The 13,314-nt window shown below is 64.0% G+C and carries 17 protein-coding genes; 6 read left to right on the top strand and 11 right to left on the bottom strand.

The window, feature by feature from the left end; all coding sequences use genetic code 11:
* Positions 1-105: 105 nt before the first annotated feature.
* The 3 genes from P9875_RS04735 to P9875_RS04725 all read left to right on the top strand — a co-directional run bounded on the left by P9875_RS04735 (position 106) and on the right by P9875_RS04725 (position 2,865).
* Positions 106-489, top strand: a complete 384-nt coding sequence (locus P9875_RS04735; RefSeq protein ID WP_176389121.1) for a BlaI/MecI/CopY family transcriptional regulator — start codon at positions 106-108, stop codon at positions 487-489.
* Positions 486-1,733: a M56 family metallopeptidase gene (locus P9875_RS04730; protein ID WP_219311928.1), complete on the top strand. Its 1,248-nt coding sequence runs from the start codon at positions 486-488 to the stop codon at positions 1,731-1,733. The genes P9875_RS04735 and P9875_RS04730 overlap by 4 nt, the downstream gene beginning before the upstream one ends.
* Positions 1,734-1,827: 94 nt before the next feature.
* A complete protein-coding gene (locus tag P9875_RS04725) occupies positions 1,828-2,865 on the top strand; it encodes an oxidoreductase (RefSeq protein WP_278317708.1) in 1,038 nt (345 codons plus the stop codon).
* A 6-nt stretch (positions 2,866-2,871) separates the two neighbouring features.
* On the opposite strand, the gene P9875_RS04720 is transcribed toward P9875_RS04725, so the two are convergent.
* The 5 genes from P9875_RS04720 to P9875_RS04700 all read right to left on the bottom strand — a co-directional run bounded on the left by P9875_RS04720 (position 2,872) and on the right by P9875_RS04700 (position 5,802).
* The gene (locus tag P9875_RS04720) at positions 2,872-3,201 is read right to left on the bottom strand and encodes a hypothetical protein (protein ID WP_278317707.1); all 330 of its coding nucleotides are present in this window, start codon (positions 3,199-3,201) and stop codon (positions 2,872-2,874) included.
* Positions 3,201-3,665 carry a carboxypeptidase-like regulatory domain-containing protein gene (locus P9875_RS04715; protein WP_035824479.1) on the bottom strand — a complete coding sequence of 155 codons (465 nt, stop codon included), beginning with the start codon at positions 3,663-3,665 and terminating at the stop codon, positions 3,201-3,203. Before P9875_RS04715 ends, P9875_RS04720 begins: the two co-directional genes overlap by 1 nt.
* A 65-nt stretch (positions 3,666-3,730) precedes the next feature.
* The gene (locus P9875_RS04710) at positions 3,731-3,922 is read right to left on the bottom strand and encodes a YqaE/Pmp3 family membrane protein (RefSeq protein ID WP_035824477.1); all 192 of its coding nucleotides are present in this window, start codon (positions 3,920-3,922) and stop codon (positions 3,731-3,733) included.
* 95 nt (positions 3,923-4,017) lie between these two features.
* Complete coding sequence (locus P9875_RS04705; RefSeq protein ID WP_278317706.1) at positions 4,018-4,887, bottom strand: alpha/beta fold hydrolase; 870 nt, start codon at positions 4,885-4,887, stop codon at positions 4,018-4,020.
* A 21-nt stretch (positions 4,888-4,908) separates the two neighbouring features.
* Entirely contained in the window at positions 4,909-5,802 is an 894-nt protein-coding gene (locus P9875_RS04700; RefSeq protein ID WP_034749390.1) for a LysR substrate-binding domain-containing protein, read from the bottom strand.
* Between the two features lie 124 nt (positions 5,803-5,926).
* Between P9875_RS04700 and P9875_RS04695 the strand changes: the two genes are divergently transcribed.
* Positions 5,927-6,670 carry a sulfite exporter TauE/SafE family protein gene (locus P9875_RS04695; protein ID WP_278317705.1) on the top strand — a complete coding sequence of 248 codons (744 nt, stop codon included), beginning with the start codon at positions 5,927-5,929 and terminating at the stop codon, positions 6,668-6,670.
* Positions 6,658-6,912: a GNAT family N-acetyltransferase gene (locus tag P9875_RS04690; protein WP_278317704.1), complete on the top strand. Its 255-nt coding sequence runs from the start codon at positions 6,658-6,660 to the stop codon at positions 6,910-6,912. The genes P9875_RS04695 and P9875_RS04690 overlap by 13 nt, the downstream gene beginning before the upstream one ends.
* On the opposite strand, the gene pyrE is transcribed toward P9875_RS04690, so the two are convergent.
* The gene (pyrE, locus tag P9875_RS04685; protein ID WP_035824465.1) at positions 6,909-7,571 is read right to left on the bottom strand and encodes an orotate phosphoribosyltransferase; all 663 of its coding nucleotides are present in this window, start codon (positions 7,569-7,571) and stop codon (positions 6,909-6,911) included. The genes P9875_RS04690 and pyrE overlap by 4 nt on opposite strands.
* A 108-nt stretch (positions 7,572-7,679) precedes the next feature.
* Here pyrE and P9875_RS04680 point away from each other — a divergent pair, with 108 nt between their 5' ends.
* Positions 7,680-8,456, top strand: a complete 777-nt coding sequence (locus tag P9875_RS04680) for an exodeoxyribonuclease III (protein ID WP_219311942.1) — start codon at positions 7,680-7,682, stop codon at positions 8,454-8,456.
* Positions 8,457-8,462: 6 nt separating this feature from the next.
* On the opposite strand, the gene P9875_RS04675 is transcribed toward P9875_RS04680, so the two are convergent.
* The 5 genes from P9875_RS04675 to metX are packed head-to-tail and all read right to left on the bottom strand — an operon-like array spanning position 8,463 to position 13,313.
* The gene (locus P9875_RS04675) at positions 8,463-9,362 is read right to left on the bottom strand and encodes an RluA family pseudouridine synthase (protein ID WP_278317703.1); all 900 of its coding nucleotides are present in this window, start codon (positions 9,360-9,362) and stop codon (positions 8,463-8,465) included.
* Between the two features lies 1 nt (position 9,363).
* Positions 9,364-10,266 carry a M48 family metallopeptidase gene (locus P9875_RS04670; RefSeq protein ID WP_099403370.1) on the bottom strand — a complete coding sequence of 301 codons (903 nt, stop codon included), beginning with the start codon at positions 10,264-10,266 and terminating at the stop codon, positions 9,364-9,366.
* Positions 10,247-11,506, bottom strand: coding sequence for an AmpG family muropeptide MFS transporter (locus tag P9875_RS04665; RefSeq protein ID WP_278317702.1), 1,260 nt, complete (start codon positions 11,504-11,506; stop codon positions 10,247-10,249). The genes P9875_RS04670 and P9875_RS04665 overlap by 20 nt, the downstream gene beginning before the upstream one ends.
* Complete coding sequence (gene metW / locus P9875_RS04660) at positions 11,506-12,117, bottom strand: methionine biosynthesis protein MetW (protein ID WP_034749410.1); 612 nt, start codon at positions 12,115-12,117, stop codon at positions 11,506-11,508. Before metW ends, P9875_RS04665 begins: the two co-directional genes overlap by 1 nt.
* Positions 12,114-13,313, bottom strand: coding sequence for a homoserine O-succinyltransferase MetX (metX, locus tag P9875_RS04655; protein ID WP_278317701.1), 1,200 nt, complete (start codon positions 13,311-13,313; stop codon positions 12,114-12,116). The genes metW and metX overlap by 4 nt, the downstream gene beginning before the upstream one ends.
* Position 13,314 lies beyond the last annotated feature (1 nt).

Raw genomic sequence — 13,314 nt, 5'->3', positions numbered from 1 at the left:
TCAGCTTTAAAAACGGCACTTTTCGCCAGTCTGAAAATTAAAGTATACATTTTTGTCTACAAGGTTTACTCTAGCCCTATTGAATTTCAGGCAAGAGGAAACCGCATGGCCAAGACGCACGACATTCCGAAACCGACGGCAGCCGAACTCGATCTGCTGCAGGCGCTGTGGCCGCTGGGCGCCGCCACGGCCAAGCAGGTGCATGAGGCGATGGCGCTGGCCAAGCCAGCCATCACGTACGGCACTGTGCTGCGCCTGATGCAGATCATGCACAGCAAGGGCTTGCTGATCCGCGACGAAAGCCAGCGCTCGCACGTGTATGCGCCGGCGCAGGCGCAGGACAGCCTGCAGACGAACCTGCTCAAGGAATTGATGCAGAAAGCCTTTGCCGGTTCGGCCAAGGCGTTGGTGCTGGCGGCGCTGCGCACGGGCGTGTCGCGCGCCGAACGCGAAGAAATCGAAAAAATGCTCAAGGACGATCAGTCATGAGCGGCTTCGTGCCAGCGCTGGGCTGGACCCTGCTGCACTTCCTGTGGCAAGGCTTGCTGATCGGTTGCGCCACGGCGCTGGCGTGGGCGGCCCTGCGCAATGCGCGTCCGGAAGCGCGCTACGCCGTCGGTTGCGGCGCCCTGCTGGCCTGCCTGGCATGGCCGGCGGCGGGCCTGTCTCTGCGCCTGGCCGGCGGCGACGCCACGAGCGCCCTGTACTCCAGCGCCTTGCTGCCGCCCGCCCTGCTGGCACCTGACAGCCTGCCCGACCTGGACTTGCTGCTGCGCGCCATCGTCGGCGTGTGGGCCCTGTGCGCCGCCGTGCTGGCCGTGCGCATGGCGCTGGGCATGCTGTGGATAGAGCGCAGCGCAAGGAACACGGGCGCCACGCATGGACCACTGCAGGCAAGGCTGTCGCACATGGCGCACGACGCGGGCGTGACGCGGCCCGTGCGGCTGCGCGTGCTCGACAACATCACCAGCCCGCTCACTGCCGGCATCTGGCGCCCCATGGTGCTGGTGCCCGCCGCACTGTTGACCGGCATGCCGCCGCACCTGCTCGACGCGCTGCTGGCGCACGAACTGGCGCACATCCGGCGCCACGATTATCTGATCAACCTGCTGCAAAACGCCATCGAGGCGCTGCTGTTCTTCCACCCTGCCGTCTGGTGGATTTCACGCGGCGTGCGCCTGGAGCGCGAACACATTGCAGATGATTTCGCAGCAAGACAACTGGGCGAACCGCGGCGTCTGGCTCTTGCACTCTCGGAACTGGAACGTCTCCAGTTCTCAACCCACCACCTGGCCCAGGCGGCCAACGGAGGAGATCTTATGTCACGTATCAAACGATTGCTGCGCCCCGCACCACACACCCTGAACTGGAAGGCGGCCGTGCCGCTGCTGGCCCTGGCAGGCGCCTGCCTCGGCATCTACGGTCAGGCCGTCGCCGCCGACAGCGCGCCCGTACTGGAGCGCCGCCCCGTCATCGACTTTGGCGTCTGCAACAAGCCGGTCTGGCCAGCAGCATCACGGCAGGCGAAGGAAGAGGGCACGGTCAACATGTCCTTCGACGTGGATGCGGCCGGCAAGGTAACGGGGTCGAGCGTGGTCAAAAGCAGCGGCCACCCGGCCCTCGACGAGGCGGCGCGCAGCGGCATCGCCAAGTGCACGTTCAAGCCGGCCCTCGCTGGCGGCAAGCCTGTCAGCGCCAGCGTCAAGGTGCAATACGTCTGGCGCCTGAACTAAGGCAGGAGCGGCGGCGTTGCAACATTGCTGCAGCGCTGCCGCCGCCCGCTTGCGGGTATGATCATGGATTCTTCCACACACCTGTGAACACGCCATGAACAAGATCAAAACCGGCCTGGTCGGCTACGGCTTTGCCGGCTCCACCTTCCACGCTCCCGTGCTGTCCGCCATCGAGGCCCTGGAACTGACGGCCGTCGCCTCCAGCAAGCCGGAGCTTGTGCACAAGGATTGGCCGCACGCCACCGTGTATGCGCAGCCCGCGCAGCTGTTTGCCGATCCGTCCATCGAACTGGTCGTCATCGCGGCGCCCAACGAGGCGCATTTCAGCCTGGCGCAAGCGGCCCTGCAGGCGGGCAAGCACGTGGTGGTCGACAAGCCATTTACCATTTCCAGTGCCGAGGCGCAGAGCCTGATCGCGCTGGCGAAAGAGCGCAAGCTGGTGCTCAGCGTGTACCACAACCGGCGCTGGGATGGCGATTTCCTGACACTGAAAGCGCTGCTGGCACAGGGCACCCTGGGCCGCATCGCCAGCGTCGAATCGCATTTCGACCGTTTCCGCCCCGAGATCCGCCAGCGCTGGCGCGAGTCCGGCGCACCGGGCGGCGGCTTGCTGTACGACCTGGGTCCGCACATGCTGGACCAGGCCATGCAGCTGTTCGGCATGCCGGAAAAGCTGTACGCCGATATCGCCCTGCAGCGCGATGGCGCGCAAGCCGTCGACTACATGCACATTGTGTTGTACTACGACCGGCTGCGCGTGGTGCTGCAAGCGGGCTGCCTTGTAAAAGCGCCGACGGCGCGCTTCGCCGTGCATGGCGATAAAGGCAGTTTCGTGAAGTTTGGCCTCGACCCGCAGGAAGACGCCCTGAAGGCGGGCGGCAGGCCGGGACAGCCCGGCTGGGGCACGGATCCCGTGCGCGGCGCGCTGCATTTGGGCGCGCAGCCGGACGGGCATTGTGAACACCTGGAGATGCAGGCGGGCCGCTACCAGGACTTTTACCAGGGCATGGCCGACGCCATCCGCCATGGCGCAGCGGCGCCCGTGGCGGCCGAAGATGCGGCGGCAACGATACGCCTGATCGAACTGGCACTGCAAAGCGCCGCCGAAGGGCGCGTGCTCGCGGTCAGCTGATCGGGTTCAGTTGATGACAAAGGCCAGCACCACGGCGCCCAGCGCCAGCAGGGCCAGCCCGCAGATGAACAGCAGCTCGCCCCACCATTCGTAGCGCAGGCGCGACTGGCCGGGGCGCAGCGACATGAACGAGAGCACGGCGCTGACGAGAAATACGATGGCATCGATAGCGAGCAGCTTGTCGATGGCCACGCGCACCTCGCCGCGCGGCGCCAGGTGGCCGATCGACAGCACCGTCATGCACACGCCGACCATCGTCGCCGACGTGGGCAGGATATGTGCCGACAAGCCCCGCGCCGACAAGCCCTGTTCAGGTGCCTTGCCGTCGCCAGCCATCAGGATTTACCTTGGTTCGTTCCCGCCGGCCAGACCAGTTCCACGCGCGCGGAACTGCCCGCCTTGACCTGCACCTTGCGCTCCAGTGTCTTGCCGGCCAGGGTGGCGCTCAGGCTGTAGCTGCCCGGCGCCAGTTTCGCCAGCAGGAACGGTCCGCTGGCCGTCGTTTCCAGCACTGGCGCGCCCTTGGCGTCGCGTATGGTCAGCTTCACGTCGGAGGCAAATTCCGCCTTGCCCGCCGCCTGCACGGAAAACACGAGGCTCAAGGGCCAGTGCCGGCTGGCGCTCTTGATGGCCGTCGATTCATCGAGGCCGATGCCGCCGCTCAGGTATTCCACCGCCCCGCTTTTCTGCACGGGCGGCAGTGCGCTGTCGCTTTGCGCCTGCGCCGCACTTCCCAGCAACAGCCCGGCGGCCAGCATTGCCGCCGCCAGGGTCAGGGTACCGCGTCTGTCTGGTGCCATCTCACTCTCCTCATGTCGGTTGAATCAAGATAGGAAGCGCAGCTTAAACAAGACTTAGCCCCGCATCAGCGCCGGCGCATGGCCTCGGCGATCTTCTGGTCCGTCTTGTACTGGCTCAGCGAATACACGGCCCAGATCGCCGCCGGCAGCCAGCCGATCAGGGTGATTTGCAGGATCAGGCAAATGATGCCGGCGATCGGACGGCCGATCGTGAAAAAGGTCAGCCACGGGAGTATCAGGGCAATCAGCAAGCGCATCGTTCATTCCTTGAGTATTCCCCTGTGCCGCGGGGACCGGGCCGGCATGCGCCGGCGGTCAATTCAGTGAATCCGATTATAACGATACTGGCGCCTCACGGCGCTACGGGTGCCAGGAGTTTCTCCATCCACGCCAGGATGGCGGCAAAGATCACGTCGCGGTTTACTTCATTGAAATTCTCGTGATAATTGGCTGGATAGTAGTGATAGTCGAGCAGGCCATCGGGCACGCTGCGCAGCATGCTTTCCGTGGCGCGGCTGTCGGCCAGCTTGTCGTCGCCGGCCACCACGGCGAACAGGGGGAAGCGCCAGCCGGACAAGCCGCCCGCCAGCTCCTTTTGCGCCGACGTCAAGGCATGGGCAAAGCGCACCGATGCGGCACTGGCGCGGATGCCGTCACGCTCATCCTGGAAATGGCGCGCGGTGATGGTCTGATCGTGCGTCAGCAGCATGGTCAGGTTCCCCAGCGGTACCTTCATCGTGGGGAAACGCTGCGCCAGCCATCCGGACAGCATCTGCAACACCTTCGGCACGGGAATCGCATTCACATAATACGGCGACGAGATGATGAAGCCTTTGATCGCCGGGTCGCCCGCAAAGCACCGCAAGCCCAGGTGCGTGGCGATCAGGCCGCCCATGGAGTGGCCCATGACGAAAATCGGCACGCCCGGATACGTGGCCTTGACCCACGCAAGGAACAGTTCCTCGTCGTCGAGGAAGGCGTCGAACGAAGGGATATCGACCTTGCGCTGGCCATCGTGGCCCACCATGTCGAAGCTGACGGTGGCGATGCCGTGCTGGCGGAAATACAGCGCCGGCGTGACGTAGTCGCCCGCATGCGCCATGCCGCCGTGGATCGCCAGGATCACGGCGCGTGGTGGCGCTGCTGGCTGCCAGATGTGGATCGGCCGCTCAACCTGGTCGCTGCACCGCAGGCTGGCCATCTTGTCTTCTGAAAAACGCATCGCTGCTCCTGTCATGCCCTGTCACGCCTTCAGATGATCGATCAACTGGCGCGCATACAGGGGTAATTCACTGAACTGGCGCACGCAGATCGTCAGATTGCGTACCGACCAGGGATCGGATAATTCCAGGCAGCGCAGCGCCATCGTCTGCTGGCAGCGGCTGGCAGCCGCCAGCGGCACCACGCTGATGCCCACGCCGCTGGCCACCATGCGGCACACTGCATCGAAACTGCGCAGGCGCACGCGCACCTTCAACGGACGCCCCAGGCGCGCCGCATGCATGCCCAGGTACTGCTGCATCGCGCTGTCGTCGGCCAGGCCGATGAAATCGTGATCCAGCACGCTGGCAAAGTCGACGACGCCATCCTGGCCCAGGGCACGGTGATGCACGCCGTCGGCCGCGGCGATCACCACCAGCCGGTCGGGGCGGAACAAAAACGTCTGCAAGCCGCGCATGTCGACCGAGTCGGACACGATGCCCATGTCGGCCAGTCCTTCCGATACGGCCTTGACGATATCGTAACTGAGGCGCTCTTCCAGGTCGATGGTCAGGTTCGGATGGCGGTCGAGAAAAGCGCCTAGCGCCTCGGGCAAAAATTCGCTGAGCGCGGCCGTATTGCACAGCAGCCGCAACTGCCCTTTCAAGCCGCGCGCAAATTCACCGAGCTCGCCGCGCATTTTCTCCATTTGCAGCAGCACCAGGCGCGCGTGATGCAGCAAGGTCTGGCCCACTGGCGTCGGTTCCACGCCGCGCCGGCCACGCAGCAGCAGGGGCATGCCCAGCATCTCTTCCATGCCGCGCACGCGCGCACTGCTGGAAGCCAATGCGAGATGGCTGCGCGCGGCGCCCGCCGTCAGGCTGCCCGCCTCCACCACGTTGACAAACAGCTGCAAATCGACCAGATCAAAGCGCATGGCGGCCCTCCTTTTCGCCATCTTATCAGCCTTCGTATTTGACTAAGGCTGACTCAAAATAATCCACCTTGGCGAAAGTTCCTGACAAGCGCAGAATCCACGCAATTCACTGTGGATAAAAAAGATGGAGACGTCATTCCTGCTGGCCGTCGGCGCCAGTTTCCTCGTCGCTGGCTTCGTCAAGGGCGTAGTCGGCCTGGGCTTGCCGACGGTGGCCATGGGCACGCTCAGCCTCGTCATGCCGCCCGTGCAGGCGGCCGCCCTGCTGATCGTGCCATCGATGGTGACGAATGTCTGGCAACTGGCGGCCGGCCCCGGCCTGCACGCCCTGCTGCGCCGTTTGTGGCCCTTGCTGGCCGCCGTCATGGTGGGTACCCTGGCGGGCGGCGCCCTGCTGCCGAAGGACAGCGGGGCCTGGGCCGTCGCCGCGCTGGGCGTGGCGCTGATGCTGTATGCGCTGGCGGGATTATTCTCGCTGCAGCTGCGCGTGCCGGCGCGGCGCGAAACGTGGCTGGGGCCTCTGGCGGGCGCGGTGACGGGACTGGTGACGGCCGCCACGGGCGTGTTCGTCATCCCCGCCGTGCCGTATCTGCAGGGACTGGGGCTGGCGCGCGATGCGCTGGTGCAGGCGCTGGGCCTGGCGTTTACGGCGTCGACCGTGGCGCTGGCGGCCAGCCTGGCCCTGCACGGCGACTTCAGCCTCGGCGCGGCCGGCGCCTCCGCGTATGCGCTGCTGCCAGCGCTGGCCGGCATGCTGGCCGGTCAATGGCTGCGCGGGCGCATCGCGCAGCAGGTATTCAAACGGTGTTTTTTTATCGGCCTGTTCGCCCTGGGCTTGCACGCGGCGTTGAAACCATGGCTGGCGTGATGCACATCGACTGGCAAGGGGACAGCGCGCTGTGCGCGTGGATCGACGGCCAGCAGGTGGCCATGCTCGACATCAGCAAACGCGCCGATGAAGTGACGGTGAACATGCTGTTCGTGAAACCGCCGTTCCGCCGGCGTGGCATCGGCGGGGCGCTGTTGCGGCGGCTGTTGCAACGCCACCCGCAAGCTGCCGCCGCCTGCAGCGACCCGCGGCTGCGGGCGCTGCTGGACAAGACTACTTAAATGCCATACCTGGTGCGGTAGGCGGAAACAGCCTCTTTATGCTTGAGCAATTCCGGATCGGCGCCCGCGCCATTCAGGTAGCCGAACAAGTCATCCAGGTTACCGATCGAGATGACGGGGATGCCATACTGTTTCGACACTTCCTGCACGGCCGAACTTGGCGACAGCTGGCCGTCCGGGCCGGAACGCTCCATGCGGTCCAGGGCGATCAGCACGGCGCATGGCTCGGCGCCGGCGGCGCGTATCATGTCCACCGATTCGCGCACCGAGGTGCCGGCCGAGATCACATCGTCAATGATGACGACTTTGCCATGCAGCTTGGCGCCGACGATGGTGCCGCCTTCGCCGTGGTCCTTGGCTTCCTTGCGGTTGAAGGCAAACGAAGTGTTGCGGCCCTTGCCGGCCAGCGCCACGGCGGTGGCCGACGCCAGGGTGATTCCCTTGTAGGCGGGACCGAACAGCATGTCGAACTCCACGCCCGAGTCGAGCAGGGTCTGCGCGTAGAACTGCGCCAGCTCGGCCAGGGTGGCGCCGTCGTGGAACAGGCCCGCATTGAAGAAGTACGGCGACTGGCGCCCGGCCTTGGTGGTGAACTCGCCGAACCGCAAGACTCCCTTGGATACTGAAAACGCGATAAACTGCTGGCGTAAATTATTCACATTAGCCTCATTTTTTAAAAGTGCCTGTATTTTAATCCGCGCGCACCGGCGAGACAATCGCCATGCCGCGCCCGCCGGCCCCGTACAACGCCCTTTCACTCTCAGCCTATGCCAAAAATTATCTCCGCCAACCTGAACGGTATCCGTTCCGCCGCCAAAAAAGGCTTTTTCAACTGGATGGGCACGCAGACGGCCGATTTCATCTGCGTGCAGGAATTGAAGGCGCAACTGCCCGACATGACGCCGGAATTCCTCAACCCGCATGGCTACCATGGCCACTTCCACTACGCCGAGAAAAAGGGATATTCCGGCACGGGCGTGTACAGCAAGGTCGAACCGGACGCCGTGCATATCGGTTTCGGCAGCCCTGAATTCGATGCCGAAGGCCGCTACGTGCGCTGCGATTTTGGCAACCTGTCCGTCATTTCCGTGTATTGCCCGTCCGGTTCGTCCGGCCCGGAGCGCCAGGAAGCCAAGTTCCGCTTCATGGAACTGTTCCTGCCGCATTTGCTGGCATTGAAGGCGCTGGGCCGCGAAGTGGTCATCTGCGGCGACTGGAACATCGCCCACCATGAAATCGACCTGAAAAACTGGAAGGGCAACAAGAAAAATTCCGGCTTCCTGCCTGAGGAACGGGCCTGGCTGACGCGCGTCTTCGACGAAGTGGGCTTTGTCGACGTGCACCGCGGCCTGGACAAGCGCGAAGACCAGTACACGTGGTGGAGCAACCGCGGACAAGCCTATGCGAAAAACGTGGGCTGGCGCATCGATTACCACGTCGCCACGCCAGGCATCGCAGCCCAGGCGCATACGGTCAGCGTCTACAAGGACGAGCGTTTTTCCGACCATGCGCCGTTGATCATCGATTACACGATCAAGGCCTAAGCACCGCTACAGGCTGCGCCGGCTTTCAAAGTGGCGCGGCTCGCCGCTCAACGGATCCGTGAAATCGATGGCCCGCGCCAGCAGCTGCAAGGGCTGCGACATGTCGTCTTCCTTGCACGGCAGGGCCACCGGGTAAAACGCATCGTTGACGATGGGGATGCCCAGCGATGCCAGGTGCACGCGCAGCTGGTGCTTGCGCCCCGTGTGCGGCTGCAGCCGGTACAGGTTGACGTCGCCGCGCTCTTCGATCACCTCGATGATGGTTTCCGAATTCGGCTCGCCCGCTTCCTCGCGCATGAGGAAAAACTGCTCGCCCTCGACCATGCGGCTGCGGTAGATAAATGGAAAATCGCGCCCCGCCAGCACGGGCGCCAGCGCCTCGTACGTCTTGCGCACTTCGCGGCGCTGGAACAGCGATTGATAGGCGCCACGGCTGGCCACCTGGCGCGAAAAAATCACCACGCCGGCCGTCTCGCGGTCGAGGCGGTGGATCGGCGTCAGCTCGGCGCAGTCCAGGTTTTTCTTCAGCCGCGTCAGCAGGGTCTCCTGCACGAAGCGCCCGGCCGGCGTCATGGGCAGGAAGTGCGGCTTGTCGACCACGATCAAATGCTCGTCCTGGAACAGGATAGCTTCCTGGAAGGGGATCGGTGTTTCCCGTTCCAGCTCGCGGTAGTAAAAAATGCGCATGCCGCGCCGGTATGGACTATCGGGCGCCAGCACGGCGCCGTCGCCATTGACCACCTCACCGCGCGCCATGCGGTCCCGCCATTGCGCCGCGCTGATCTGCGGATAGCGCTCGAGCAGAAACGACAGCATGTCGGGCCACTGCCCGTCCGGCAGCCACAGGTAGCTGGGCGCCACGCCATCGCGCATGGGCAAGGGTGCGGCGGTGTGGCGGCTGCACATCCTAGCGCTGCGCGATGGCGTTGCTGCGGTATGGCGGCAAGGCATCCACGCTGACGCCCTTGCTGCGCGCGTACAGGGGCAGCACTTGCGCCATATGGCTGTTCATCTGCGAGATGCGGTCCTTGCCCGACGGGTGGGTCGAGAGGAATTCCGGCGGCGCGCCCGCGCTCACGGCCGCCATCTTCTGCCACAGCACCACGCCGGCGCGCGGATCGAAACCGGCGCGCGCGGCCAGGTCCATGCCGATCAAATCTGCCTCGCGTTCATCGTCGCGCGAGAATTTCAGCATCACGCCCTTGGCCGCCATGTTCGTGGCGGTGCTGGTCAGATTCGGGTCGACGCCGAGCCAGGCCGACAGGCCCGCGCCCACCAGCTTCGAGCCGACGGCGGCCAGGTTGCCCTTGCCAGCCTGCGCCTGCGAGTGTTCGCGCAAAGCGTGCGAAATTTCATGGCCCATGACGACGGCCACTTCATCGTCGGTCAGGTTCAGTTTGGTGATGATACCGCTGTAAAAAGCAATCTGCCCGCCCGGCATGCAAAAGGCATTGACCTCGTCCGAGTTGAGCAGGTTGATCTGCCAGTTCCAGTTGGCCGCCGCCTCGTTCCAGCGCGTGGCGAACGGGATGATGCGCTGGGCGATGGCACGCAGGCGTTTTACTTGCGGATCGCTGTCCGGCACCAGCGCATTTTTTTCCTTCGCTTCATTGACCAGCTGCGTATATTGCTGCTTCGATTCCGCATTGAAATCGGCGCCGCCGGCAAAGATGCGCGTAGTCGACAAGGGACGCACCTTGATGCCATCCTGTACCGTCGCCTGCTGGGCGAAGACGGACAGGGGCGCCAGCGCGGTGGCCGCGCACAGGCTGGCCAGGACGGTGTAACGTTTAAGGGATATTGGTGCCATTGGCAGACCTCCATGGAGCGATTTTAGGCAGCATCATCATGGCCGGGAAAGCCAGGAAGAAGCACACGATGAAAAACGAGAACCAGCCCAACTCGGCGACGAGAAAACCCACCGAGGCGTTGATCAGGGTGCGCGGCACGGCGCTCAGGCTGGAAAACAAGGCATATTGCGTGGCAGTGTAGCGCGGGTCCGTGCTGCGCGACAGGAACGCGACAAAGGCGGCCGCGCCCAGGCCCAGGCTGGCGAAAGCTTCAAAACCGATCACGGCGCTCAATAGCATGGTGTTCGCCCCCACCTGCGCCAGCCAGGCGAAGCCCAGAATCGCGATCGCCTGCAATGCGCCAAACACCCACAAGCCCCGGTTGATGCCCAGCTTGAGCATCCACACACCGCCCACCACGCCACCGGCCAGACTGGCCCAGAAACCCGTGGTGTTGGCGGCCAGGCCGATCTGCGTCATGCTAAAACCCAGGTCGAGATAAAACTTCGTCGCCAGCGCCGTGGCCATGCTGTCGCCGATTTTGTAGAGTAATACGAAGGCGAGGATCCACATTGCGTTACGCCAACCATCGCGCGCGATGAATTCCTGGAACGGCAGAATGATCGCTTCGCGCATGGTCTTCGGCGGCGAGCCGTACACGGTGGGTTCCTTGATCAGCAGGGTGCAGACAAAACCCGGCAGCATGAAGGCGGCCGTGATCCAGAAGACGGGCTGCCACGGCATGCGGTCGGCCAGGATCAGCGACAGCGCGCCCGGCACCATGCCCGCCACTTTATACGCGTTGACGATGACGGCCGCGCCCAGGCCCTGCTCATTGTCGCTGAGGATTTCGCGCCGGTAGGCGTCGATGACGATGTCCTGGCTGGCCGACAGAAAAGCCACGCCGCCAGCGGCGGCCGCGATCAGGCCGATCTGCGTGAGCGGGTTCAGCATGCCCATGCCGCCGATGGCAAAGAACAGCGCCACTTGCGTGAGCGCCATCCAGCCGCGCCGGCGTCCCAGTCCCAGGATGCGGTAGCGGTCCATCAGGGGCGCCCACAGGAACTTCCAGATGTAGGGGAACTGCACCAGGGCGAACAGCCCCAGCGCCTTGACGTTCAGGCCCGACTTGGCCAGCCATGCCTGCAGCAGATACAGCAGGATGAACAGGGGCAGGCCGGAACTGAAGCCCAGCACCAGCACGGCCAGCATGCGGCCATTGGCATGGGAACGCCAGCCTGGCGCCGGGCTTTTGCTCATCAATGCACCGCTTTTTTACGCAGGCGGAAGACAGCCAGGTCGCCGCGCAGGTTCGGCAGCACGGAGACCATCTTGCCTTCGGCCAGGGCCACGCATTCGATCACTTCCAGGCCGCATTCCTCGGCCAGTTCGCGGAAGTCGTTGATGGTTGCGCAGCGCACGTTGGGCGTGTCGTACCACTGGTAGGGCAGCGATTTCGACACAGGCATGCGCCCTTTCAGCAATGCCACGCGGTGCGGCCAGTAGGCGAAATTGGGGAACGAGACGATGGCTTCGGCGCCCACGCGCACGATGTCGCGCAGCAGCGGCTCGACCTGCTTCATCATCTGCAAGGACGACAGGCACAGCACCGTATCAAAACTGTTGTCGCCAAAAATCGACAAACCCTTTTCCATGTCCTGCTGGATCACGTTCACGCCACGGCGGGTGCTGGCCAACACCTTGTCGTCGGCGATCTCGATGCCGTAACCGCTGCATTCCTTGTCGCTTTGCAGATACTGCAGCATCACGCCTTCGCCGCAGCCCACGTCCAGCACATGCGCGTTGTTCGGCACCCAGTGGGCGATGAAGGCCAGGTCGGGGCGCAGTGCGCTCAATTCGTCAAAAGTCATGCGGTCTCCTTGGCGCCCTGGCGGACGGCGATGTTCTTTACTGCGGCGGGCAAGCTCGCGCCGATGTCGTTCCATACCTGGCCATAATAGGCGCGCACCATATTCATGTAGCGCGCGTCTTCCAGCAAAAAGGCGTCGTGGCCGTGCGGCGCGTCGATTTCCGCATAGGTCACCTGGCGGCGGTTGCAGACGAGCGCCTCGACGATTTCGCGGCTGCGCTCGGGCGAGAAGCGCCAGTCGGTGGAAAACGAGGCGAGGAAGAACTTGGCCTTGGTGCCCGACAGGGCCTTGGCCAGGTCGCCGCCATGCGCGCGCGCCGGATCGAAGTAATCGAGCGCCTTGGTAATGAGCAGGTAGGTGTTCGCGTCGAAGTATTCAGAGAACTTGTCGCCCTGGTAGCGCAGATACGATTCGATCTCGAAATCGATACCGAAGCCGAATTTGTAGTCGCCCGTCTGCGCCGCGTCGCGCAGCTTGCGGCCGAATTTTTCCGCCATGTCGTCATTCGACAGATAGGTGATGTGGCCCACCATGCGCGCCACGCGCAAGCCATTCTTCGGCACCACGCCGTGCGCATAGAAGTCGCCGCCATGGTAATCGGGGTCGGACAGGATGGCCTGGCGCGCCACGTCGTTGAAGGCGATGTTTTGCGCGGACAGCTTGGCCGTCGAGGCGATCACCACGCAGTGGCGCAGGCGCTCGGGGAACATGATGCTCCACGCCAGCGCCTGCATGCCGCCCAAAGACCCCCCCATCACGGCGGCGAACTGGGTGATGCCCAGTTCATCGGCCAGGCGCGCCTGCGCGCTGACCCAGTCTTCCACCGTGACGACGGGGAAAGCGGCGCCATACGGCTTGCCGGTGGCGGGATTGGTGTGCATAGGGCCCGTCGAACCGAAGCAGGAACCGAGGTTGTTGACGCCGATGACGAAGAATTTGTCCGTGTCGAGCGGCTTGCCGGGACCGACCATATTGTCCCACCAGCCCGTGCTTTTCGGTTCATCCGCGTAGACGCCGGCCACGTGGTGCGAGGCGTTCAGGGCGTGGCAGACCAGCACCGCGTTCGATTTGTCGGCGTTCAGGGTGCCGTAGGTTTCATACATCAACATATAGTCTTGCAGCGATGCGCCGCTTTGCAGCTGCAAGGGTTGCGCAAAATACATGGTTTGCGGCGAAACGATTCCAATGGATGACATG

Source organism: Janthinobacterium rivuli (assembly GCF_029690045.1).
Classification (GTDB): Bacteria; Pseudomonadota; Gammaproteobacteria; order Burkholderiales; family Burkholderiaceae_D; genus Janthinobacterium; species Janthinobacterium rivuli.
This window is presented reverse-complemented; position numbering and strand designations above follow the sequence as displayed.

Excerpts from the sequence above, each read along its gene's own strand:
- P9875_RS04690 (WP_278317704.1), top strand. The coding sequence starts at position 6,658 with ATGGCTGGCGTGATGCACATCGACTGGCAAGGGGACAGCGCGCTGTGC.
- P9875_RS04695 (WP_278317705.1), top strand. The coding sequence starts at position 5,927 with ATGGAGACGTCATTCCTGCTGGCCGTCGGCGCCAGTTTCCTCGTCGCT.
- P9875_RS04680 (WP_219311942.1), top strand. The coding sequence starts at position 7,680 with ATGCCAAAAATTATCTCCGCCAACCTGAACGGTATCCGTTCCGCCGCC.
- P9875_RS04670 (WP_099403370.1), bottom strand. The coding sequence starts at position 10,266 with ATGGCACCAATATCCCTTAAACGTTACACCGTCCTGGCCAGCCTGTGC.
- P9875_RS04735 (WP_176389121.1), top strand. The coding sequence starts at position 106 with ATGGCCAAGACGCACGACATTCCGAAACCGACGGCAGCCGAACTCGAT.
- P9875_RS04715 (WP_035824479.1), bottom strand. The coding sequence starts at position 3,665 with ATGGCACCAGACAGACGCGGTACCCTGACCCTGGCGGCGGCAATGCTG.
- P9875_RS04700 (WP_034749390.1), bottom strand. The coding sequence starts at position 5,802 with ATGCGCTTTGATCTGGTCGATTTGCAGCTGTTTGTCAACGTGGTGGAG.
- P9875_RS04720 (WP_278317707.1), bottom strand. The coding sequence starts at position 3,201 with ATGGCTGGCGACGGCAAGGCACCTGAACAGGGCTTGTCGGCGCGGGGC.
- metX (WP_278317701.1), bottom strand. The coding sequence starts at position 13,313 with ATGTCATCCATTGGAATCGTTTCGCCGCAAACCATGTATTTTGCGCAA.
- P9875_RS04665 (WP_278317702.1), bottom strand. The coding sequence starts at position 11,506 with ATGAGCAAAAGCCCGGCGCCAGGCTGGCGTTCCCATGCCAATGGCCGC.
- metW (WP_034749410.1), bottom strand. The coding sequence starts at position 12,117 with ATGACTTTTGACGAATTGAGCGCACTGCGCCCCGACCTGGCCTTCATC.
- P9875_RS04705 (WP_278317706.1), bottom strand. The coding sequence starts at position 4,887 with ATGCGTTTTTCAGAAGACAAGATGGCCAGCCTGCGGTGCAGCGACCAG.
- P9875_RS04675 (WP_278317703.1), bottom strand. The coding sequence starts at position 9,362 with ATGTGCAGCCGCCACACCGCCGCACCCTTGCCCATGCGCGATGGCGTG.
- P9875_RS04710 (WP_035824477.1), bottom strand. The coding sequence starts at position 3,922 with ATGCGCTTGCTGATTGCCCTGATACTCCCGTGGCTGACCTTTTTCACG.
- P9875_RS04730 (WP_219311928.1), top strand. The coding sequence starts at position 486 with ATGAGCGGCTTCGTGCCAGCGCTGGGCTGGACCCTGCTGCACTTCCTG.
- P9875_RS04725 (WP_278317708.1), top strand. The coding sequence starts at position 1,828 with ATGAACAAGATCAAAACCGGCCTGGTCGGCTACGGCTTTGCCGGCTCC.